Genomic DNA, 21,701 nt, shown 5'->3' on the forward strand with positions numbered 1-21,701 from the left:
TTCTTGTAACAAAATATTTCCATAAGGATATAAACGCTATGGACATTTCTTTGTTGAATGACGCGCAAGCAAACCACGCCTCTCCAGAGTTTACGAAGCTATATAACGAAGTATTTCGTGATTTCTTCTCTCGCGACGAAAACTTGTGGCCGGTCTATAAAGATCCAGGTTTTGCTGCACTAAACCAGTTCCGATCCAAGCACCTTCAACCAAACGAGCGATTGGCCGCCTACGCCAACAGCGCTGAACTTCATGACGCTTTGTTGAACCAAAATCATGTGCCTGCAAATCGCATGAGGCCAACAGGAACACCAGATGACGTGCTGGCATTTGCTGCCGCATTATCGAAAGACTGGGAAAACCCCTCTTCGGTTGAAAATGTAATTACCATGCCATCCGATCCAGCCATTTATGGCGCAATGATGGGAACACTCGCGAACCCGAATTTGGTTTACAGCGAATACGCCGGAATGGCAGAACAGCTAGAGAAAAATGTTGTTCGCCAAATTGCCAATGTGGTTGGTTACGATCAAAACGAATCAACGGGCTTATTCACCCAAGGTGGCACATTCTGCAACCTATATGGTTATTTACTTGGGATTCGAAAATCGCTGCCCAAGGCTATTTATAAAGGGCTAGATTCAACTCGTGATTACCGCATTTTGAACTCTCAAGGTGGTCACTATTCCAATATGACCAATCTTTCACTGCTTGGCATCGACATTACCAACAAAACCATTCGAATAAAGGTAACGGAAAGCCACGAAATTGATTTGGTTGATCTAGAACGCAGCATGCGCGCATGTTTCGACGTAAACACCGTCGTACCAACCATCATGCTAACGATGGGTACAACCGATACCTTTGCGATTGACCAGGTTAAGCCTGTTTACGACTTGCGTGAACGCCTGTGTAAAGAATACGACATCGCGGTAAAACCTCATATCCATGTGGACGCCGCTGTGGGCTGGTCGATGATGTTCTTCATAGACTATGACTTTGCTGGGAACCCGATTGGTATTAATGAAGCAACTTTGAATGGCATTGAAAGTGTTGCTGCTCGTATGCGTGAACTGAAATACGCAGATTCATTTACCGTTGATTTCCAGAAATGGGGTTATGTCCCTTACACGTCTAGCCTTGTGATGATAAAGAACAAGAAAGACATGGACGCGCTAAAGAACGATCCGAAGAACTTCTCCTATTTTGAAAACGATCTTCAAGAAGACACACACCTGCAATCCACTATTGAATGTTCCCGTGGTGCAACGGGTTTGTTTGGCGCTTATTCTGCGCTCAAATACATGGGCTTAGAAGGGTATCAAACGCTTATCGCTCACAGCCTACAAAATGCGAACTACATGCGCCATCAGTTAATGAAGGACTCAGCGTGTAAGGTCGTGGTACCAGAAAATCAAGGCCCTAGTGTGACGTTCCGCTTGTATGATCGCAATGTTGTCAAAGACGCGAATGAAGAGTTTGAGTTAGAACGACACAGCACCAATAATGAAGCGATAAAGACGCGCATGGAGCATAATAGTGAATTCCACCGTCATATATTTAATAACCGCGGCAAAACGGGCTTATACACCAACTGGGTAGAATTTATTTCGCGTTCTAATTATGTAGGACGTGGGATTTACTCTTACATCCCTGGTGAAAAAGCCGTCTTTATGAACCCTGCCACGCAGCGAGAGCACATAGACGCATTTTTAGAACGTTTGTACTATTCAAGCTACAAATAGTTCTCAAGCCACAAATAGTTCTCAAGCCACAAATAATTCGCACCATATGCGAGAGCATAAAGCCGGTATCTGCCGGCTTTTTCATATCCAATGAATAACGCATAAGCTACAATCCTTTTCAACAATAAAGGATAAGCAATGAAATCAGCAATCATATTACTCACTTCTCTCTTCGCATTTAGCGCAGTTGCAAAATCTGACCTTTCAGCCAACATGAAACAAATGAAGCTAGCCTTTAACCAGGCAGCCGAGGCGAGCTCTGTCGAAGAGATGAGAGCACCTATCGAAGAATTTGAAAAACTCGTATTACAATCTGCAAATGCGAGCTTTCCCCCAGAGCGCGAAGAGCTTTTCCAAAGCGGATTTAGCAAGCTCACAGATGCGGTTGACAGGCTAGAATCAAAATTGGATGACGATGATCTCAAAGGTGCCAAGACGATACTAAGAGAAATAGACGACCTAAGAAAAGAATACCACGACAAAAAGAAGCCCAGCATTTGGTCGACTTTGTTTGGTTAATAGATTTAGTTTGGTTAATAGATTTAATTTGGTTAATAGATTTAGTTTGGTTAATAAAAGCACTTTCTCGTAAAGAGCCGCTGGCTCCTGTTTAACTCATGAAAGAAGCGCTTAAACCCTAATACTTAAGAACTCACCTCTTCACAGCACTTATATCTCGAAAGCAATTACAAAAAATCGGGATTTATTGATTAGCATATCATTTATAGTTTAAGTCATATGCTATCAATGACTCTCACCTGCGAAATGGAGTTCGAGTACAGTGATAAAAATCGACAAAAACAATCACGACCTATTGTCTCTTTGTGTAGCCGCAATCGCGGTTTTGTTATCTCAATTCCAACCTATATATAAGTATTTTGAAAGCTATGATCTACGCATTCAAAAAATCACCAGTATTCAAATATCTCCAAACCCCAATGAAGGATTGTCCTTATCATTAAGACCCGTTTTCGGGAATTCTGGGCAGGAAAAAGGAATTATTCATGACCTCACCATTGTCATAGATAACGACAGTTCAAATAGTTACAAAGCATCTGATATAAAATTCCCTAAGCAAGGTGAAATGATGTTTAATCACTGGCTAGAGTACTCACCGCAAACTATTGAGCCTGATTCTATTTGGGCTAAAACCTTACGCTTCACTAGCCGCCAACTCAGTGACGATTGGTCATTGCTCCTTAAAAATTCCAGAAAAGCGCTTGCCGAGGATAATAAAAAGTGGTGCGAGGACAACTACCCAGAATGCGAATATATGAGCGGAAGGATGTACATCCCACCATTAAAGATTGTTGATAGCTACGTTGAAGGCATCTTTAAGGAACACAGTTGGTTAAGACCTGGCAAGCATCAAATGGCCATAATTTATGAAATAGGTAGTATTGAACCAGAAGATTACAGGTGTGATTTACTCAGCTTTGAAATTGATAATATTGATATTCAATTCATTAAAGCTGAAATGGTATCGGCCATCGACGGACAAAGTAATATGTCATTCGATACCATTAGACCGAACATATCGACGAAATTCATCAGATCATGTCAAGCATCCGATTTTGCAGAGATACTCGGATAAAGATCACACCTGTGTGCCCTCACCTCTTATCCGCTGAAGCAAAAGTGGCTCATTGGCGGTCTTTATGGATCGATACCATTTTCGGCACAAAAACATAGGACTCATAATGAAGCATTTACTGGGCTTAGGACGTACCTCACTCCTACTTTCTTTAAGTACGCTATTCTCGCCTTTTTCACTGGGGTTCGATTTAAACAATTACTCAACCTCATTAGATTATGCGCAAGTTAAGCAGGTGAAAGCGGTACAAAATGCAAACAAGAGTTGGTGTTTCCACACAACCGTAAGACACAACGACCAAAGTTGGGAGCACTATGCCGACGAATGGCAAGTCATCGATTTGCAAGGCAATGTTCTGGGTATTCGCCCCCTCGCCCACCCTCACGACAATGAGCAACCCTTTACGCGAAGTAAGTGTGGAATTCAAATACCTCAATCTATTACCAAGGTGGCCGTAAGAGCCAAATGCAACGTACATGGTTATGGCGGAAAGCCAATCATAGTCGATCTCACCACATCGAAAGGTGATGGGTATTCGGTAAGTCGTGTGAAGTAAAGAACGTTGAAATAGGGTCATTTGGAATAGGGATAATAATGTGTTGTTGAAACCTCAATGCAAAGCACGTCGGGTACGTGCAGCCTTCGTGGTGCTGGTTATTTGTTTGGGTCTAGGAAGTTCATTTTCGTACGCCCAAACGAGTCACGTATTGCTAGCAAACGGAAATACGCAAGAGTGGGAACAGGAGTCCTTTTCAGGTCAAACGCGTTACGAAACCGTGAAGCTGGACGATCAAAAAGTGTTAAGAGCGGTTAGTCAGGGTGCTGCATCCGGGTTAATTCTAGCGAAGCAAATTAACCTCCTTGAAACCCCTTACCTAAATTGGAGTTGGCGAGTAGAAGAGAAGCTTCCTCAATTGGACGAACGCTCAAAAAATGGCGATGACTACGCCGCTCGGCTCTATGTAGTAATTGATGGGGGGTTAATGGCTTGGCGGACCCAATCCCTTAATTACGTATGGTCCAGTTCGCAAGACAAGGGAGAGGTTTGGGACAATGCGTACGTCGGTTCAAAAGTAAAAATGCTCTCCGTACAGGGAGTCAAATCACAGACTCATCACTGGTATAGTGAGAAACGCAACGTATACCAAGATCTCATTACTTACGTTGGCGACAAAGGCAGCGACAAAGCGAATCAAAAAGCCTATCAATACATTGATGTTGTCGCCATTATGACCGACACCGACAACAGCCAATCAAAAGCGGAAACCTATTACGGGGATATCGTCTTTAGCGCTAATTAGGCACTGACTTTAGGGCGTGTTTTTTAGTCATTCAGAAATGTATTCTCAGCCTATACCAAACAATCGTATTTAGATTCTTGATATCAAATGGTTAGATAGCATCGCTTTGCTAAAGAAGCGCTAAGGCTCAAAGAGGCGTAGATATACAATGATAAAAGCGGTTTACTTCGATTTAGACAACACCCTCGTTGATCGAAATGCGAGTATCGATCGCTTTGCTCTGAAGTTCTATGACCATTTTTCCAAGCAATTAGCTGAGAGTGATACAGATAAAATATCTGCATTGATTAAAACACTGGATAATGGCGGCTACCTGAAACCGGACTCTCCATACAGACGGATCTACACCGCCATTGCCTATGAACTCCCCAAGCAACTGAACTGGTACTCTCCTCCTCTTCCCATTGAAATCGAGCAGTTTTGGAAAGACAACATTCCTGAATGTGCCGTCGAAATGAACCATGCACATGAACTGATTACCACACTTAAGGAAAAGGGGCTCCACTTAGGCATAATTTCAAATGGAGAGGAATGGAGCCGTCAACGCACAGCACACGCAACATCATTTTCACGGCATTTTTCCCAAATAATTAGCTCTGAAAAGGCAGGCTATAAGAAACCGGATAGTCGCATTTTTATAGAGTCTGCAAGAAGTGCCGGCTACGCTACGAGCGAGTGCATTTATGTCGGCGATCACCCAATAAATGATATGCAAGGCGCTGTAAATGCGGGAATGAAAGCCATTTGGTTATCTGGTTTTCATTCTTCACCAAAAAAGAAATTGGTCTTCAAACAAGCAGATAACTTGAAGGGCGTATCGGATACCATCATTCATATTATTGCGTTGGAAAATGCAAAAACCTAAATGAAAACAAAATAATCGCTCTATGAAGAGATTTCACTAGCACAAGATTACCTATTTGTATGTAGGTTAGCATTTGATTGCATGAAATATTGCTTGTAAAAATTGTTCATCAATCTGTGATTCGGATCGAATTGGTTTTTCAATACTCTGAATTCACGCCAAGCTGGGTAAGCTAACTCAAATTGCTCCTGACTTGGAAAACGTTGATAAGTAAGGTAATAAGTCCCCCCCTGTTCTAACGCTTTATTCACCAGTTCTCTTGTCCATATACCAGCGTTTTCAATCGATGACGAATTTATCTCCATATTGATAAACAAAACAACCGCTATCATCTCATCCGTCGCATAACTTAACGTTGCTTCTTGATTTTCTGGTAGGTAACGTAACGTCATACTAAGTAAATTGACGTCATGCCTCTCCAGCACACTCCGAATTTCATCCATAAAAACTGGAAATCGACCCACGGGTACAAAGTACTCTTGCAGAATATCGGTGTCTTTTTCCGAATAATAATCGAGAAAACGAATGGGTGGTCGCATGGCATTGTTGCGCGAAATCAATTCGGGCTCACCTTCGATATCAACCAATTGATGTTGTAGATACCAGCGAACAGACTTACCGAAATCACTATGCCTTGATCTATTAAAGATAAATCGATTCCTAGCGATATTCGACTCTTCTACCAGCTGTGTACTGACTCTCTCGTTACCCTTTTGGGTATAATTGATGCTGTAGCAGTCGCGTAAGAAGGTGTCGTCTCTTACAATCGAACAACGACCGTAATGCAACTCTATCTTTTTACTCTTCAATTCGGCATCGAGTTGAGCCCAATAATGTGTGTAGTCGACGGCTTTTACCGACTTTTCTAGTTGAACATTATCAGTCAACTCAAAAGTCGCATCGATTATCACGCCGATGTTTCCATATCCACCTACGACGGAATAAAAGATATCTTGGTTTTGCGTGCGAGATGCCGTAACAATATCACCACTTGGCAACGCAACATTCATACTTACTAATGTTTCAATAAGCGAACTGTGGTTTGGGTCTCTGCCATGAATATTGGCAGATATCGATCCTCCAACTGAGAAAATGTTGGAGGATTGCATTACTTTTACTGAAAGCCCAAAGGGGTTCACGGCCTTTTGTACCTGATCCCAAGTGGCGCCACTTTGGACTTTTACTTGCTTATTTTCCAAAGAAACAGAAACTACTTTGTTGAAACCACTCATGTCCAAGACCAATGCGCCAGCATGAGTAATATGCCCACCTTGGCTATGTTTCGTGCCTGATATAACAATGGGTAGATTATGCTTAGCCCCCATTTTTAACGCATCTTGAATGTCGCTGTGTGTCGTAGGGACATACACGGAGCGAATCTTTTCTTCATTAAGGCGGCTCACATCATTCCAAGTTGCGCTATTAGAATGAAAAGTCGCTCCAATTAAAAACAAGGCTAAAATTTTGGTTTTCATTATTAACTCAATCAACTGAAATGATAAAAATCATAACCACATGATTAATATATTCATACAAGTATGGCTAAACAGATTAAGCCTTCTAACGCAGTATTCATCAACAAAAAAAGGAAGCCGATGGCTTCCCTTAGATTAACGTCTGTTTTTACCAATTATGAATAACTATCTCACCACGGTCTGGCGTTGCATCGAAGATAATGGATTGATCATCCCATTTGAACGCAAGAGCTTGCCCTGCTTGCTCTACCTTCTTAACACCAAATTGTGCTGGCACTTTCACTTTCAGTGTCAGCGCTTCGTCGTAGACTTCATCGGCTAGGGTATCGGTTAAGTTTAGCGTCATGGCTTTTTCATCTACGCTGACTAAATTGACAGTCGCAACCGCTTTCTGCTTGTGATATTTCACTGCTTTTTCGAACGTGGTTACCCAAGCATCATCTTTGGATTTCACAATATCCAGCTGATTTTCAAACACATCTTGCGGAACCAAATCACTCCAGTCGGCGCCGCCATCTGGCCCTACAATACTGTGCCAAGTTAGGATGTATAAGCCACCCGACTCCAACGCAAAATCTAAGACAAATTCAAATTTTTCCAAGTCTTGAAGAATATAAGCATTGGTTGAACGAAGGTAGTAATACGCGCCTTCCCATGTGGCAAAGTCGTAAGGCATCACCACATATTTAGCCGGATCCCATGCCCGCGCCGCAATGAAGCCAGTGTCGTGAAGATACTTAGCTATATCGCTATTGTAGCTACCAAATGGATACGCAAATGTTGTTGGGCGCTTACCCGTGTTCGCTTCAATTCTGTCTGAAGCGAATCTCACTTCATCATCATAACGATCTGGAGTAACTGGTGGGTGCGTTATGCCCTGCCAGTCGGTGTAATCATCGTTAAAATCGTGGTGAAGTACCGTATGGTTAGCCATTTCAATGCCAGCATTATGGCCCTGAACGATAGGCTCCCATCCTAGCCATTCCGCCGTTGCCGTGGTGACAAATATCGTCGCAGCCATATCACGTTCCATAAGCTGAGGAATCGCAATGTCTTTCTGACCCGGCGAGTAATCGTCAAACGCCAGTACCACCGCCGCGTCTTGGAACCCCTTCCAATTCGCAATTTCGTAATCCAGTTGAGTGCTTGCCATAGCAGGTGCAGACAAAAGCCCAACGCAAGCCATCATAGTTAACTTATTGATAGTCATCGTATTATCCTTGTTGAACAACCGACAACCATCCTGTGCTACTTATACGCGATCTTCAAAGTTTTATAAAAGAACTGCAATCAAGCACTCACCCAAACATGTAATTGATAATTAACATAATTTCCGATTCTAACTTTAATACTTGGTTTTACAGAATACTCGGGGTAATTTTTTATCATCTATTTAAAACACCCACGCGCAACATTATTGGTATTTTGCTGCTGTAATAAATTCCCCAAACGACTCACACCAAATGATCACGCTATTAAAGTTTTCTGGGTTGATACCTGCTGGTACTTCTACAACGAAATTCTCAAAAGTCTTCACGTCTCCCACTTGAACCATTTGTGATTTTATCCGATTGAAATCCGATTCCGTTTCTACAAATTCTGGCGAAAGATAGAGCTTGTAGTCCGGCCCTGGAGCAAGCTCCCCTTTCAGAGTAATAAATTCCCCACCGATAGAAACCGTACCCTCCCCCCAATGGAGTGCATCACTGTCTTTGAGTTCTTTTTTAAATTGGGCTGTAAACAGTGTTTTAACGGATTTTTCTTCAATCATGGCTGCACTTGGGGCTGGTGGCGCGGTAAGAATAGGAAGCGCATAGATACCACCACCAAAACCCAAAGCTCCAACAACACCATGAGTGACAATAAGAAGGCCCAACGTACTTTTTTTCATTATATTCACCTGAGTAAGGATTAAATCTGTGGTTTTGAACTAAGCGGGTTATCGCTCGACGCCTCTAGGCGCTCAACTTCTTTGTTGAGTTCTGCAATTTTTTCACTCATTAGCTTATGGCACTTATCCGCCAGCTTTCTAGCATCCGCTAGCTGATAATCCGACACATCAATGGGTTCCAGCATTTCAGTAATCACAATGCCATTGTTGATGCGGTTGAGTGAAAACTTGTTATGGGCATTACTGACACACATTGGCGTAATAGGAACACCCGCTTCGATTGCAGTACGAAACGCCCCGGTTTTAAAAGGCAACAAACCACGCCCTTTGCTTCGGGTTCCTTCAGGATAAATCCATACAGACAAATCACGTTGATGAATCGCTTCCGCTACTTGCTTGATCGTATTACGGGCTTTGGACTTGTCTTCACGATTAATCAAGATGTTGCCTGTAATCCAGTAAAGTTGACCAAAGAAAGGAAGCCACAACAAATCCCGTTTTCCCAAAGTCACCGTTCTTGGACGCAACATTCCGGGAGAGGTGACAAAATCAAATACGTTCTGATGATTAGATATGTAGACACTATTATTTGGTGTTGGGGCATTCTCTAATCCACGCTGAACCAGTTTTATGCCAAAGAGCTTATGAAGCTGATTAAACCAACGGCAAAATGTGTAAACATGTTTAGGGTTTCTGGGGTTAAAAGCGCAGTATATGCAGGCACATACGGTAATAACGACCAAAAACACCCCAACTAACAATAAACGTAGAACAGCAAGCAAAATTCTCTCCTTATCGAGTATGGCGGCTAAAACCGCACTAATTCAGATTGTTATACTCAAGCTAACTCAATATGAAAAGTTCGGTGAACGTTAATTGAGTGCAGAGTTAGAGTTTTCACTCAATTTCAATAAAACGCAACGTCTGCTCTGCCCTTTATACCAATACCCAGAGCTTCTCAATAACCCCACTGACTGTATAAATCTTCTCAAAAAGCCTTCAGACTCTAATTACGATCATATTAATATCCAACATATTATTCTCCGATTATATCTACTCTAACAATCTCTAATTATTGATAAATCCTCGAATTGGGAAACTCGGCTTATGTTAAATAAAACAGTATTTGCGCTGGCAGTGACCACTCTGCTCAGTGCATGCGGTGGTGGCGGTTCTTCAACCAACGAGCCCGTACAAAAACCTACACCAACAAGCAAAACGATAACCGTCATCGACGGCTACCTCAGTAATGCTGCAGTGTGTATTGATAGAAATAAAAATGGTCAATGTGATACTGGCGAGCAACTTAGCACAACGACTGATGCATCTGGAAAGATAGCCATTGATAAAGCCGATCTTGCTTATCCTATCATTGCACAAGTGATAGCCGGTCAGACGCAGGACTCAGACAATCCAGGCTACCTAAGCCATTCCTATGAAATGATTGCTGGCGCAGGTGAAGAGACCATTACACCATTTACGACGTTAGCTAATATCCACAAAATGGATATGTCGGCATTAGCCGCAAGCTTAAACCTCCCTTTAGACGCTCTGACCGGAGATTACGTAGCTAAAAAGGTGTCGAACAACGACTCCGCCAAAGCACATTTGTTTGCACGCGCCATCACTCAACAATTTAGTGAAAACCTTTCAGATGCGGATGCCAACGACCTGCTTACAATGTCTGGCAAGCTGACCGCTGAAATAGCAAAGCTTGTTAACGAAGGTAAAGATCTGGATAGCGTGGATCTGGACTTCGATTCTGATGGTAAGGTCAAAAGAAAAGACAAATACCAAGGCTTAACGAAATATCTCGAATCTGGGAAGTTTTGGGTCACAACACTTAACAACAATGATTACTTACTTCAAACAGCAAATTTTGCAGATGGCAAAATGAATGGCTCTCTATTTGGCGCGACAGACAAGCCATATAAGATAGCGGGTAAGTCTTTAACGTTCACTGACTCGAATACGTCTATGGACTTCTTCTATGTCACACCAGAATTGGCATTAAGCTTTTCCTCCATCAACCATTTACCACTGATTTGGAGTAAGCAAGATTTTGTTTCCGGTGTCGAAGCAAATGTAAAGGCATCGGATTTAATCGGTAAACGCTGGTACCACATCCGCGATATTATCGACGTTGACCAGCACGCACAGCTTCAATTGGTCGAACTTCACTTTAAAGATGCTCAAACCGTTACCGTGAAGCCTTATAAGGAAAAAGCTTTTGATGCAAGTTGGACATTCACAGAAGGTACGCATAGTAATGGCGCGGCGAAACAAACAATCGCGATCTCCTTTACCAATAACGCCCAACACGACAGCTTGAATAGGGAGGGTGCGCTCACACTCGTTACTCAGCTTCAAAGTAAAGGGGTTATTCTTGTCGACAACTCTTCAAGCCAGCTAAAGTCGGATAACCTGCTTATAAAAAGTAAAGAGTTTGCACACTTTATCTATGAAGAGTGGGCACGAAACACCGCACAGCCAATTTCAAATTTACATGCTTACCTTACAAAAAGACCAATGTATATCAGTGAATTTCGTAACAGCGCAGGCAGTCATTTCGACACCATTTTCTTTAGCTCTGGTAACCAACTTTCAACCAGTTATTGTGGCGGGTCTTCTGGGTGTAAAAATGTCCCGTACACAATAGCAAACCAAACTCTCGATTTTGACCAATATCAGTTTGAATTTATCGATACGAATACAACCTACTTGTTAAGTTTCGATAAAAACGATGAGCTGGCCATTTGGACTAATCAGCATTTTTGGAGAACATCCAAAAATATCGATGATTCGTTTGTTAAGGGAAATACTTTCTATCACCTTCGAGATATTACTTCTTCCACGCAACATGCTATTCCTGTTTTAACCACACTAGCGTTTGGCGACGATAACACCGTCACCGTTACTCCAGAGGGCGAAACAGGGTTTACGGCAACATGGGAAGTCAAAGATTGGAAAGATCACAATCAAAAAGAGTACCGCATAATTGACATTGTTTTCCCTGAAGGAGAAAAGGATAGACCGAGTTTGCGCAAAGAAAACGGAATGAGACTAGAGGTTTGCTTCTCAACACCTAACCTATCTTTAACCGACAACCACTCAAGCATCGCGTTGAATCGAGATAACATGCTCTTCTCTAACGAAGCCTTAGCAAGATCAATTTATACGCGTTGGAAAAAGTAAATTCTCTGAAAACATCACCACTTATAAAGGCTGCGTTTTGCAGCCTTTTATTTGGTTTTTTTTAACTTTAAACAAGCTAACTTCCTATTCCAATACGATCTTAATCGTCCAACATACGTAACTACCCACTCTACAAACCGAGATAAGCCGCAGATCACCCTATAAAACCGGTGAATATCGGTTGAGCCATAAAATTCATAGAAATCATTTTCTTCCTTCAATGTAGGCGTCTTTCTTTTCTCGATGCTTGGCACTTTGCAGCTGTTTGGATCGCGAGACATTGTTGTTTTCATCTTTCCCCTCCCTTGACTCAATACCAGAATACGGTTCATCATCTTTTTATCAATGGAGTGAAATGAAAGGTTCTTTTCATGAATAAAAAGAATGTTGACTGGAATGATTTACAGTTGTTTCTTGCTGTGGCTCGTGAAGGCGGGCTTTCTGCTGCTGTAAAATCCACTCAGCGTAGCGCGGCAACGTTAGGAAGAAGAATGTACGCCCTAGAGCGGGGAATTGGGAAAGAACTGTTTATTCGACACGATAGAGGTTACGAGCTTCTAGCCGATGGGAAAAAGTTACTTGAAGAACTCACTAACATTGAAGTAAAAATTCTTAGCCTTACCACTCCCGCTTCCGAGAGAGCAGTTAGACCTCTTGTCAAAATATCCGCAGGTACTTGGACAACATTATTTCTTATAGAAAACCTCAATTCGCTATCAGAAGTATTGCCAGATATTCGCCTACGATTTGTATCTACCGAAAAAACGTTGAATATCACTCACCGAGAGGTGGTTATTGGGATCCGCAATACTCGTCCAACAGAGGAAACGTTAGCTTGTAGGAAACTAAAACGAGTAGATTTTGCACCCTACGCAACGCATTCCGCTCAAAATACTTGGATCAAAGTACAGGCAGATGTTCCTTCTGCTCGGTGGCTTGAGCGCCACGCAAGCGATGACGTAATTTGCGAGGTCAATGAACCAAGAAACAGCCTTGATTTGGCACTAGCAGGGAAAGGCATAGCCTTGCTCCCTACGTTTATTGGTGATGCTCAGCCTTCACTCGTTCGAGCCGGAGCCATCATTGATGAGTTAGGACACGATCAATGGCTAGTCACTCACCAAGATGATCGCTATCTTCCTGAAGTCCGTGGTTTGATCGACAGGCTGTGCCAATTTTTGGTGTAACCTTGAATTCAGCGGTCTTTTAACGCTGCGCCATCGGGTGATCTGGATTCAGTTGAAGCAAATCCCAAAGATTGCCGTACAAATCTTCAAATACGGCGACGGTGCCATAATCTTGTTCGCTGGGTTCACGCACGAAATGAATGCCTTTTTCTTTCATACTTTTGAAATCTCGCCAAAAATCATCGGTGCGCAAAAATAAAAATACCCTACCGCCCGCTTGGTTTCCAATAAACGGTTTTTGCTCAGGCTTTGATGCTTTCGCCAGCAATAATGCAACACCATCGGAACCCGGAGGAGATACCACAACCCAACGTTTATCCTGCTCTGGTTGGTAGGTGTCTTCTACTAATTCGAAGTTGAGTTTATTGACATAAAAGTCGAGCGCGTCATCGTAATCATCAACGACGAGAGCAATATGGATGATACTTTGTTTCATGTGACAGCCCCTGATATTAAGTGGCTACATGTTATCAAACCGTCTTCGAGAACAAAGAGAATATTAGGACTAACCCAAATTCCAATCAGTCATGACCGAGCTAATTTGAATCAATTATGAGACTTAAGGTAACTCTTCATCCCATAACGTCATCGCCACATATGATTGAAGTAGTGTTTACACTCTATTTTTCAGTGGATTAACAAACAACGGACTTAGGTTTCGGTTTTTAATGTAGTGGTTGTAATTGCACCATTATTGAACAAATATTAACCTACCTTCTGGAGCTTTTTCATTTGGCTCTGGTCGCTGATCCAATTTCTCGAATGCTGGTATGAGAGGGAGGAACCCATGTGTTATATATTTGCTGGTCAATCGCCAGAGAATTACCAATTTGTCTCGCGCTCTGTTCGCCTAGGTGGTCATTCCACCAGCGTTCGGCTTGAGTCTAAGTTTTGGACGGTTATTGATGAAATAGCCGCAGTTCAACATATGACAACGGGTCAGTTTCTTTCATTGCTTTATGATGAAGCCACCGACTTACATGGCGACATATCCAATTTTGCCTCACTGCTCCGATGCTCCTGCGTGATGTACCTTTCTCAGCCGGAAAAGGTACTCAAAACCGCCAAGCAGCAACTTCACGCTCAGGCTCATTGATCGAATGAAGCTCTAAGCCGATGCCTATTACTGTTCCCCCTAATATCGAGATAGGTGTGGTCATATGTTAATAAAGTTACATTTTTTTAACATGTGGTAGCATACTACCACCACCTATCAGTGGTTCACGTTTATATTGATTGAAAAATCAATAACAGCAAAGTGAGCCACAAATGACAAAAACCATTCACACCATGATTCGAGTACTTAACTTGGATCGCTCCATTCAATTTTACTCGACTGCCCTTGGGTTAGAACTCGCGGATCAATATGAATTTGACGGGTTTACCTTAACCTATTTGCGCGATCCGAATTCAGGATTTGAAGTCGAGCTGACCCTGAATCACGACCGAGATTATCCCTACGAGCATGGCGATGCCTATGGCCACTTAGCGGTATGCATCGACAATATAGAGCAAACTCATCACTCGTTAACTGAAGCGGGATTTACCCCTACTCCTGTTAAGTCGATGCAACATAACAACAAAACCATGGCGACGTTTTTTTTCTTAACCGATCCCGACGGTTACAAAATTGAATTCTTGCAAAAACATGGTCGATTTCAATAACGGATTACACTGGAGGTCGTAAGGATGAACGATCAAAACCTAAGTAGAAGAAAGTTTCTAAAACTCTCTTCCGTTAGTGCGGCAACGGCGCTAACACTCAGCCTTTCTGGATATTCGCTTGCTGGGCAAAAATGGCAAATGAAGGTCTCGAAACTCAATACCGAAGAAGCCAACTTACTACTGGCATTATGTCGACGTATCTACCCTCACCCGCACCTTGCCGATTTCTTTTATGGCGCGTGTGTGGAAAGCCTCGACGGGCAATTGTCTGGCGACAGCCTTGCCTCCTTTAAACAAGGATTGTCGACGCTCAATAAGAGTGGATTTTCTACGATGTCCGTAACGGCTCAAGACGCCGTTCTAAACAAGCTTTCCTCTGAACCATTCTTTCAAACAGTGCGAGGCAACATGGTGGTTTCTTTGTACAACAACCCCCAAATTTGGGCGAAGTTTGGCTATGAGGGTCCTTCCTTTTCAAAAGGAGGATATTTGCATCGCGGCTTTGATGACATTGATTGGCTGCCAGTGGAAAACAAGGAGGTGTCCAATGGCTAAATTTGAACTTGCCGACAACAGCGTCGTGGTCGTGATTGGGTCTGGCGCTGGCGGGGGTACACTCGCCAATGAGCTGTGTCAAAAAGGAGTAAAGGTAGTGTGTTTGGAAGCTGGCACGCACTTAAATTACGCCAAAGACTTTAAAAATGATGAGTGGCACATGTTTGGCAAAGAAGCGTGGCTGGATAAAAGAACCACCTCTGGTACATGGGAGGTTGCACGCGATTTCCCTAACTTACCCGCATGGATTTGCAAAACCGTTGGCGGCTCAACTCTCCACTGGGCAGGCGCTAGTTTAAGAATTCAAGAACACGAGTTTAAGGCTCTCACTCACTACGGCGAAGTGAAAGACGCGGCGTTGCTCGATTGGCCTATCACCCTTGCGGAACTTGAACCTTATTATGATAAAGCCGAAGACAAAATGGGGGTCACGCGTACTCATGATATACCCGGCTTGCCGGGGAACAACAACTACAAGGTCATGGAAGCGGGTGCCCGCAAACTCGGCTATAAGCAAGTCCATACGGGTAGAATGGCGATTAACTCTCAGCCCCGTGATGGTCGCCCTGGCTGCATGCAACTTGGGTTTTGTTTTCAAGGGTGCCGAATGTCGGCTAAATGGTCGACGCTTTATACGGAAATCCCTAAGGCAGAAGCCACAGGGAATTTTGAACTGCGCTCAAGCAGCACAGTACTGAAAGTCACCCATAACGATAAAGGGCTCGTCGATGGTGTGCTCTATGCAGACAAAGACGGTAATCAACAGCACCAGAAAGCCAGAATCGTCTGCATTGCAGGTAACTCCATTGAAAGCCCAAGAATATTGCTCAACTCCGCATCTAGCATGTTCCCAGATGGCTTAGCGAACAGCTCCGGTGAAGTGGGTCGAAACTACATGCGCCACATGACAGGATCGGTTTACGCGGAGTTCAGTAAGCCCGTTAACATGTACCGAGGCACCACCATGGCGGGAATCATTCAAGACGAATCGATTCACGATCCTAGCCGAGGGTTTGTGGGTGGATTTGAGATGGAAACCTTGTCTCTTGGCTTGCCCTTCATGGCCGCTTTCCTTAAACCCGGAGCATGGGGTACCGATTTTGCCAACTCAATGGAGCAATATGAACACATGGCAGGCATGTGGTTAGTCGGTGAAGACATGCCACGTTCCTCGAATCGTGTTTCACTGAATTCCGATGAATTGGACGCTAACGGTTTGCCCATACCTAACGTTCATTACGACGATCACCCCAATGATGTGGCGATGCGGGAGTACGCTTACGAAAAAGGCGAACAAGTGTATGAAGCCGTCGGGGCAATCAAAACCCATCGCGTTGTGCCTTATCCTTCCACTCATAACTTAGGGACAAACCGAATGAGTGAGAAAGCGAAAGATGGTGTGGTTAACCGTTGGGGGCAAACCCACGATATCAAAAACCTCTTTGTATCGGACGGTAGCCAGTTCACCACAGGTGCGGCGGAAAATCCTACGCTAACCATCGTGGCACTCGCCATAAGGCAAGCGGATTACATTGCAGAGCAATTGGCAGCTCGAGCTCTATAGCTTAGAACTCAACACCGCAGTACTGTACTGCGGTGTATATTTATGTATGGTTAGTCCACCAGCCCTTCTTTATCAAAGAATGGGAATGGTCCTTCATAGTCTCCAATGTAGCTAACATGGCTCAACACTCCCTTGTCATCTACCTTGAATAATTGAATTGCCTTAGGTTCCATTTGAAACGCTGGGATCCCTTCTTTATCAAAGTCTAATGCGACGCTATGACTGTGCGAAGGCCCAACCCAAACTGGCACGCCCTTCCAAATGGCAGTAATAGTACGATGCAAATGCCCTGTTACAATCCCAACCACTGAATCAAACGGTGCAATAACGTCCCATAACGCCTCAGCATTGTGCAGGTTTTGTACATCCATATGGTTTATTCCAACTTCCATCGGTGGGTGATGCACAAACAAAAGTACGGGTTTGGACGTCTCCTTCAATTTCGATTGCAACCAATTTAGGCTAGTGCTAGCAATACACCCATGCGGCTTTTCGGGAATCGATGAATCCAGCCCAATCAGCAGACAATGCTCTGTTTCCAGTGAGAAGTTACACTCAACAGAATCTTCAAAATCCACCAACTCTTTCAGCCCTTCACGTAAACGAACCTTGTGATCGTGATTGCCAGGAATAACGCGGACTGGCGCATTCAACTGGCTTAGCTCGTGCAGAACAATGGCGTATTCTTCATCTAATCCAAAATCGCCTAAGTCGCCTGTAATAACAACCAAGTCGACATTCAAACGGTTGATGTGTTGGACCGCATCTTTAAGGCACTGCAATGTATCAACTTTTTGATACGCGAGTTTACCTTCCTTTTTAATATGTAAATCAGTCAACTGAGCAATCAGCATCTTTGCTCCCTAATAAAATAATGTGTTGGCTGTTTACGGACAAATTAACGACCTGCCCCAATTCAAAGTTTTGGCGATCAAAACAGTCAACCGCAACCGGATTCTCTAAATCACACTCTACGGTCAGCCTCGTCCTATCACCCAAGAATGCGAGGTGGGTAATGTGCCCGCTAAGAGAGCGGTCTCCTGAATCTGAAATGTACATGTCTTCCGGTCGGACCATGACGGTCATGACTTCACCCTCTTCATTATCATTCGGTTGCGATAATGGAAGGGTTTGTGCATTAGAGAGTTTAAGCGCTGCACCGTTTTTCCAACCATCGAATCGGTTGGCCTCTCCGATAAAATCGGCCACAAATGGAGAATCGGGCTGACGATAAATTGCTTCTGGCGATCCAATCTGTGCAATCTCACCATGATCAAGAACAGCGATACGATCGCCAATCACCATAGCTTCTTCCTGATCGTGTGTAACATAAACGGCGGTGATACCTAATTTTTTTAGCAGTACTTGAATATCATCTCGAAGACGTTTGCGTAAAAGAGCATCTAATGCAGAAAGTGGCTCATCAAGCAGTAACACCGCAGGCTCTACGATAATGGCTCTTGCTAAAGCCACACGTTGCTTTTGCCCACCAGACAGTTGCGATATGTCTCGCTGAGAATAGGGTTCTAGATCAAACATAACCAGCATCTCTTGCAGCTTTTTCTTTCGTACTTCCTCTGATACACCTCGGATTTTTAAGCCATATTCAATATTTTGAGAGACGTTCATATTGGGAAAAAGGGCATACGACTGAAATACCATTCCAACGTTGCGCTTTTCAATTGGTAATGGCGTTACGTCTTGTTCTCCAAACGAAATGGAACCGCCACTGTCACACTGCTCCAAGCCTGCGATCATTCTTAACGTGGTGGTTTTTCCACACCCAGAAGGCCCGAGCAAAACAAGGATTTCCCCTGGGGCGATATCTAGGCTTGTCTCCTTCAACGCCACTGAGCCATTAGGAAATGTCTTTTTAACATTATTGAGGGTAATACCCTGTATTTGATGCTCTTGACTCACTTACATTGCTCCTTTATTTGAATTTCGTTTTATCAGCTGAGTCGCCACTAACAGTGGAAGCAACAAAAGCAAAAATATAAGCGTATAGGCTGATCCGATTTCAAGTCGCATCGAGGCATAGGCATCAGCAAGCCCAACAGGCAGTGTTTTCGTTAATGGTGTGTGCAGCATCCAAGTAAGGTTAAATTCCCCTATTGATAACGTTAGTGTCATTAATGTACCGCTCACAATACCGGTAATGCAGTTAGGGACGATAATGTCGACAAATCGCCGCCAAAACCCCGCCCCCAAACTTGCTGCACCTTCTTCTAACACTTTGAAGTTAATACTGTTCAGGGCTGCAAGAATCGCATTCACCATAAATGGAAGCGTAAACACCACATGACCAACTAAGATGAAAGCCCAACTGGATCTAAAGGTAGAAAAGTGTCCATAAGTGGTGATCAATCCGATGGATATTGCCAATCCAGGAACGGCGATTGGTAACGTAATCAGCTCTTGCAGCATTTCTGTCAGCCGGCTTCGCTGCGCCGCCAAATAATAAGCAAGCGGCACCCCTACCACTAAGTTCACGACCACCGCAGCTAACGCAATAAATAACGTTAACCACAACGTTTGCGAATACAGTTCCCACACTTCAATGACCCAACGAAACGTAAGCCCGCTTTTTACGCCCGCAAAGTAATTATTTGTTAGCCCAGCAAGAACCGACATAGCAACCGGAATGACCAAAAACGCACAAACTAAAATGGTGAATAAAAGAGGAATATAAAAGGTGTAATCACGCTTCATTTTTACGCTCCCATATTGATCGATGCCATGCCATATCGCTTGGCGATACTCAGGCAAACCCAAGTGACACCACCGAGTACAATGCTTAACGCTGCGGCCATGGGTAAATTGGCACTTAACGTAAACTCGGTATAAATCGTCATTGGAATTACATTAAGATCGGTCGCTAGAGCAAAAGCAGTACCAAATGCTCCCATTGATGTTGCAAAACACAGAGAGCCGGAAGAGATCAACCCCGGAACTAACGCAGGTAACGTGACATCTTTAAATGTTCTCAAAGGGCTGGCTCCTAGAGAACGAGCCGCCTCCATTAAGCTGTAGTCCAACTTTTCAGCAGCCACCATGACCGTTAAAACGACTCTTGGAATGGAAAAGTAAAGATAACCGATAAACAATCCAGCAATGGAATACGCAAACGTCCAGCGCTCTCCAACCAGCAATAGCCCCAACTCGGCCGAAGCACCTTGTCTTCCCGCCAACATGATGACAAAAAAGCCGATAACAACACCTGGGAACGCCAGTGGAAAGCTGATCATTGCAATCAACCACCGCTTCCCAAAGAAGTCATAACGAGTTAAAAACAAACCACATACGATTGCGATTACCAACGTAAGCAGTGTCACCGTTACGGAGAGAACAACTGTCGACCACAAGCTTTGATAATATTGTTCATTTGCAAGAATGTCGTAATAGTTCCCTGCCTCTGAAAGCAAGATAAGCTGCACGACAGGGATGAGAAAGAATGCAATGCTCACCACCAAGGCAGGCAAGATTAATATTAGGTATTTATTCATTTGAGTACTGATCTATTAGCGAATTTTATTTGCAGGAAAGTGTTTAGGGCGACGATTGATCGCCCTACTTTTCTTATTTCACTTCTTTTAAATAACGCTGTGCAAAATTCGTTTGCACACTCGCCATTTTTGCAAAATCCACTGCAGACGCTCGCTTATAGTCACTATCTGGTAGGAATTTCTTCTTCGTTTCGGCGTCCATTGCAGACGTTATGACAGGTCGTAAAAACGCTTCCGCCCACACTTTTTGCCCTTTGCTAGAAAGAACAAAATCTAGAATTTTCTTTCCATTTTCTGGGTTGGGGGAATTTTTCACTTGGCTCATTACATAGGGAACGACAAGCGATCCTTCTTGAGGGATAACAAATTCAATGTTGCCATGATCTTTATACTTAGCGCGGTAAGCATTAAAGTCGAAATCTAACAGAATTGGGATCTCTCCAGACAGCACACGCGCGTAAGACGTTTGCTTAGGCACAATTGGCTTGTTCTTTTTCAACTTAGAAAAGAACTCAATCGCTGGATCAAAATTTGAAAGGTCGCCGCCCATTGCACGATTTACCGCCACCGCTCCCGCATAGCCGACAAAAGCACTGGTTGGATCAAGATACCCCACCATACCTCGGTAATCCGAACTTAGAAGATCGGCCCAAGATTTAGGGACAGGTTTCCCCTCTAGTGCATCCACATTGACGAAAAAGCCTAACGTCCCTGAATGGATAGCAAACCATTTGCCTTCAGAATCTTTCAAGCCTTCTGGGATTTGTTCCCAGTTTTTCGGTTTATAACCTGTAACAACACCCTGCTCTGCCGCTTTAATACCAAAAGACACACCGTAATAGGCGACATCAGCCACTGGGCTATTTTTCTCAGTAATAAGTTGAGACAACGTTTGGCCTGAGTTTTTGTTGTCCATAGGAATAGAAATATTCAATTCCTTTTTAATTAACTTGAGTTGCCCGCCCCAGTTTGCCCATTCAGGTGGGCAGTTGTAACAAGTCGCATCAGAGGCAAGAGCAGGTTGTAGCGCTGTTGCCAACGTCACTACCGCAGTGGAGATTACGGCCAAGCCTAGCTTGGAGTATGACTTACGTAACATGGTTTTCACTCCTTGTGGATATTCATGCTTAAATAACTTTACTCTTTGATTTTCATAAT

The 21,701-nt window shown here is 43.5% G+C and carries 22 protein-coding genes; 12 read left to right on the forward strand and 10 right to left on the reverse strand.

Going from position 1 to position 21,701, the window contains the following annotated elements; translation table 11 throughout:
• Positions 1-38 precede the first annotated feature (38 nt).
• The 6 genes from VPNCDNU1_RS17650 (at position 39) to VPNCDNU1_RS17675 (ending at position 5,505) form a co-directional block, all read left to right on the forward strand.
• Positions 39-1,745, forward strand: coding sequence for a pyridoxal phosphate-dependent decarboxylase family protein (locus VPNCDNU1_RS17650; RefSeq protein WP_104401540.1), 1,707 nt, complete (start codon positions 39-41; stop codon positions 1,743-1,745).
• A gap of 138 nt (positions 1,746-1,883) precedes the next feature.
• Complete coding sequence (locus VPNCDNU1_RS17655) at positions 1,884-2,264, forward strand: cytochrome b562 (RefSeq protein WP_104401541.1); 381 nt, start codon at positions 1,884-1,886, stop codon at positions 2,262-2,264.
• A gap of 262 nt (positions 2,265-2,526) precedes the next feature.
• Positions 2,527-3,339 carry a hypothetical protein gene (locus VPNCDNU1_RS17660; RefSeq protein WP_104401542.1) on the forward strand — a complete coding sequence of 271 codons (813 nt, stop codon included), beginning with the start codon at positions 2,527-2,529 and terminating at the stop codon, positions 3,337-3,339.
• A gap of 106 nt (positions 3,340-3,445) precedes the next feature.
• Positions 3,446-3,895, forward strand: coding sequence for a hypothetical protein (locus tag VPNCDNU1_RS17665; RefSeq protein WP_104401543.1), 450 nt, complete (start codon positions 3,446-3,448; stop codon positions 3,893-3,895).
• A 40-nt stretch (positions 3,896-3,935) separates the two neighbouring features.
• A complete protein-coding gene (locus VPNCDNU1_RS17670) occupies positions 3,936-4,640 on the forward strand; it encodes a DUF3047 domain-containing protein (RefSeq protein WP_237324163.1) in 705 nt (234 codons plus the stop codon).
• Positions 4,641-4,788: 148 nt separating this feature from the next.
• On the forward strand, positions 4,789-5,505 hold the full coding sequence (locus tag VPNCDNU1_RS17675; RefSeq protein WP_104401544.1) for an HAD family hydrolase: 717 nt from the start codon (positions 4,789-4,791) through the stop codon (positions 5,503-5,505).
• A 47-nt stretch (positions 5,506-5,552) separates the two neighbouring features.
• On the opposite strand, the gene VPNCDNU1_RS17680 is transcribed toward VPNCDNU1_RS17675, so the two are convergent.
• The 4 genes from VPNCDNU1_RS17680 to VPNCDNU1_RS17695 all read right to left on the reverse strand — a co-directional run bounded on the left by VPNCDNU1_RS17680 (position 5,553) and on the right by VPNCDNU1_RS17695 (position 9,653).
• Positions 5,553-6,980, reverse strand: a complete 1,428-nt coding sequence (locus tag VPNCDNU1_RS17680) for an FAD-binding protein (protein ID WP_104401545.1) — start codon at positions 6,978-6,980, stop codon at positions 5,553-5,555.
• A 148-nt stretch (positions 6,981-7,128) separates the two neighbouring features.
• Positions 7,129-8,190 (reverse strand): polysaccharide deacetylase family protein, encoded by a 1,062-nt coding sequence (locus VPNCDNU1_RS17685; RefSeq protein ID WP_104401546.1) that lies wholly within the window; start codon positions 8,188-8,190, stop codon positions 7,129-7,131.
• A 204-nt stretch (positions 8,191-8,394) separates the two neighbouring features.
• Positions 8,395-8,871, reverse strand: coding sequence for a DM13 domain-containing protein (locus tag VPNCDNU1_RS17690; protein ID WP_104401547.1), 477 nt, complete (start codon positions 8,869-8,871; stop codon positions 8,395-8,397).
• Positions 8,872-8,891: 20 nt separating this feature from the next.
• Positions 8,892-9,653: a 1-acylglycerol-3-phosphate O-acyltransferase gene (locus VPNCDNU1_RS17695; protein ID WP_104401548.1), complete on the reverse strand. Its 762-nt coding sequence runs from the start codon at positions 9,651-9,653 to the stop codon at positions 8,892-8,894.
• Positions 9,654-9,978: 325 nt separating this feature from the next.
• Here VPNCDNU1_RS17695 and VPNCDNU1_RS17700 point away from each other — a divergent pair, with 325 nt between their 5' ends.
• Together VPNCDNU1_RS17700 and VPNCDNU1_RS17705 are read left to right on the forward strand one after the other, a co-directional pair.
• The gene (locus tag VPNCDNU1_RS17700; RefSeq protein ID WP_104401549.1) at positions 9,979-12,066 is read left to right on the forward strand and encodes a hypothetical protein; all 2,088 of its coding nucleotides are present in this window, start codon (positions 9,979-9,981) and stop codon (positions 12,064-12,066) included.
• Between the two features lie 371 nt (positions 12,067-12,437).
• Entirely contained in the window at positions 12,438-13,253 is an 816-nt protein-coding gene (locus VPNCDNU1_RS17705; protein WP_104401550.1) for a LysR family transcriptional regulator, read from the forward strand.
• Positions 13,254-13,272: 19 nt separating this feature from the next.
• Here the strand turns inward: VPNCDNU1_RS17705 and VPNCDNU1_RS17710 are convergent, their stop codons facing one another.
• A complete protein-coding gene (locus VPNCDNU1_RS17710) occupies positions 13,273-13,689 on the reverse strand; it encodes a VOC family protein (protein WP_104401551.1) in 417 nt (138 codons plus the stop codon).
• Between the two features lie 351 nt (positions 13,690-14,040).
• Between VPNCDNU1_RS17710 and VPNCDNU1_RS17715 the strand changes: the two genes are divergently transcribed.
• The 4 genes from VPNCDNU1_RS17715 to VPNCDNU1_RS17730 all read left to right on the forward strand — a co-directional run bounded on the left by VPNCDNU1_RS17715 (position 14,041) and on the right by VPNCDNU1_RS17730 (position 17,037).
• The gene (locus tag VPNCDNU1_RS17715) at positions 14,041-14,349 is read left to right on the forward strand and encodes a ribbon-helix-helix domain-containing protein (RefSeq protein ID WP_104401552.1); all 309 of its coding nucleotides are present in this window, start codon (positions 14,041-14,043) and stop codon (positions 14,347-14,349) included.
• 173 nt (positions 14,350-14,522) lie between these two features.
• Positions 14,523-14,918 carry a VOC family protein gene (locus tag VPNCDNU1_RS17720; RefSeq protein WP_104401553.1) on the forward strand — a complete coding sequence of 132 codons (396 nt, stop codon included), beginning with the start codon at positions 14,523-14,525 and terminating at the stop codon, positions 14,916-14,918.
• Positions 14,919-14,942: 24 nt separating this feature from the next.
• Positions 14,943-15,473 carry a twin-arginine translocation signal domain-containing protein gene (locus VPNCDNU1_RS17725; RefSeq protein WP_104401554.1) on the forward strand — a complete coding sequence of 177 codons (531 nt, stop codon included), beginning with the start codon at positions 14,943-14,945 and terminating at the stop codon, positions 15,471-15,473.
• Entirely contained in the window at positions 15,466-17,037 is a 1,572-nt protein-coding gene (locus tag VPNCDNU1_RS17730) for a GMC family oxidoreductase (RefSeq protein WP_104401555.1), read from the forward strand. Before VPNCDNU1_RS17725 ends, VPNCDNU1_RS17730 begins: the two co-directional genes overlap by 8 nt.
• 50 nt (positions 17,038-17,087) lie before the next feature.
• Here the strand turns inward: VPNCDNU1_RS17730 and VPNCDNU1_RS17735 are convergent, their stop codons facing one another.
• The 5 genes from VPNCDNU1_RS17735 to VPNCDNU1_RS17755 all read right to left on the reverse strand — a co-directional run bounded on the left by VPNCDNU1_RS17735 (position 17,088) and on the right by VPNCDNU1_RS17755 (position 21,642).
• Positions 17,088-17,891: a phosphodiesterase gene (locus VPNCDNU1_RS17735; RefSeq protein WP_104401556.1), complete on the reverse strand. Its 804-nt coding sequence runs from the start codon at positions 17,889-17,891 to the stop codon at positions 17,088-17,090.
• Positions 17,869-18,957, reverse strand: a complete 1,089-nt coding sequence (locus VPNCDNU1_RS17740; RefSeq protein ID WP_104401557.1) for an ABC transporter ATP-binding protein — start codon at positions 18,955-18,957, stop codon at positions 17,869-17,871. Before VPNCDNU1_RS17740 ends, VPNCDNU1_RS17735 begins: the two co-directional genes overlap by 23 nt.
• On the reverse strand, positions 18,958-19,749 hold the full coding sequence (locus VPNCDNU1_RS17745; protein WP_104401558.1) for an ABC transporter permease: 792 nt from the start codon (positions 19,747-19,749) through the stop codon (positions 18,958-18,960).
• 2 nt (positions 19,750-19,751) lie between these two features.
• Entirely contained in the window at positions 19,752-20,543 is a 792-nt protein-coding gene (locus VPNCDNU1_RS17750; RefSeq protein ID WP_101110925.1) for an ABC transporter permease, read from the reverse strand.
• Between the two features lie 73 nt (positions 20,544-20,616).
• Positions 20,617-21,642 carry an ABC transporter substrate-binding protein gene (locus VPNCDNU1_RS17755; protein ID WP_104401559.1) on the reverse strand — a complete coding sequence of 342 codons (1,026 nt, stop codon included), beginning with the start codon at positions 21,640-21,642 and terminating at the stop codon, positions 20,617-20,619.
• Between the last annotated feature and the right edge of the window lie 59 nt (positions 21,643-21,701).

The sequence above is a fragment of the Vibrio penaeicida genome, assembly GCF_002933855.1.
Classification (GTDB): Bacteria; Pseudomonadota; Gammaproteobacteria; order Enterobacterales; family Vibrionaceae; genus Vibrio; species Vibrio penaeicida_A.

What these genes read in the sequence shown, in the direction of transcription:
- VPNCDNU1_RS17650 (WP_104401540.1), top strand. Translation starts at nt 39, where the DNA reads ATGGACATTTCTTTGTTGAATGACGCGCAAGCAAACCACGCCTCTCCA.
- VPNCDNU1_RS17655 (WP_104401541.1), top strand. Translation starts at nt 1,884, where the DNA reads ATGAAATCAGCAATCATATTACTCACTTCTCTCTTCGCATTTAGCGCA.
- VPNCDNU1_RS17665 (WP_104401543.1), top strand. Translation starts at nt 3,446, where the DNA reads ATGAAGCATTTACTGGGCTTAGGACGTACCTCACTCCTACTTTCTTTA.
- VPNCDNU1_RS17675 (WP_104401544.1), top strand. Translation starts at nt 4,789, where the DNA reads ATGATAAAAGCGGTTTACTTCGATTTAGACAACACCCTCGTTGATCGA.
- VPNCDNU1_RS17680 (WP_104401545.1), bottom strand. Translation starts at nt 6,980, where the DNA reads ATGAAAACCAAAATTTTAGCCTTGTTTTTAATTGGAGCGACTTTTCAT.
- VPNCDNU1_RS17685 (WP_104401546.1), bottom strand. Translation starts at nt 8,190, where the DNA reads ATGACTATCAATAAGTTAACTATGATGGCTTGCGTTGGGCTTTTGTCT.
- VPNCDNU1_RS17690 (WP_104401547.1), bottom strand. Translation starts at nt 8,871, where the DNA reads ATGAAAAAAAGTACGTTGGGCCTTCTTATTGTCACTCATGGTGTTGTT.
- VPNCDNU1_RS17700 (WP_104401549.1), top strand. Translation starts at nt 9,979, where the DNA reads ATGTTAAATAAAACAGTATTTGCGCTGGCAGTGACCACTCTGCTCAGT.
- VPNCDNU1_RS17705 (WP_104401550.1), top strand. Translation starts at nt 12,438, where the DNA reads ATGAATAAAAAGAATGTTGACTGGAATGATTTACAGTTGTTTCTTGCT.
- VPNCDNU1_RS17710 (WP_104401551.1), bottom strand. Translation starts at nt 13,689, where the DNA reads ATGAAACAAAGTATCATCCATATTGCTCTCGTCGTTGATGATTACGAT.
- VPNCDNU1_RS17715 (WP_104401552.1), top strand. Translation starts at nt 14,041, where the DNA reads ATGTGTTATATATTTGCTGGTCAATCGCCAGAGAATTACCAATTTGTC.
- VPNCDNU1_RS17720 (WP_104401553.1), top strand. Translation starts at nt 14,523, where the DNA reads ATGACAAAAACCATTCACACCATGATTCGAGTACTTAACTTGGATCGC.
- VPNCDNU1_RS17725 (WP_104401554.1), top strand. Translation starts at nt 14,943, where the DNA reads ATGAACGATCAAAACCTAAGTAGAAGAAAGTTTCTAAAACTCTCTTCC.
- VPNCDNU1_RS17730 (WP_104401555.1), top strand. Translation starts at nt 15,466, where the DNA reads ATGGCTAAATTTGAACTTGCCGACAACAGCGTCGTGGTCGTGATTGGG.
- VPNCDNU1_RS17735 (WP_104401556.1), bottom strand. Translation starts at nt 17,891, where the DNA reads ATGCTGATTGCTCAGTTGACTGATTTACATATTAAAAAGGAAGGTAAA.
- VPNCDNU1_RS17745 (WP_104401558.1), bottom strand. Translation starts at nt 19,749, where the DNA reads ATGAAGCGTGATTACACCTTTTATATTCCTCTTTTATTCACCATTTTA.
- VPNCDNU1_RS17750 (WP_101110925.1), bottom strand. Translation starts at nt 20,543, where the DNA reads ATGAATAAATACCTAATATTAATCTTGCCTGCCTTGGTGGTGAGCATT.
- VPNCDNU1_RS17755 (WP_104401559.1), bottom strand. Translation starts at nt 21,642, where the DNA reads ATGTTACGTAAGTCATACTCCAAGCTAGGCTTGGCCGTAATCTCCACT.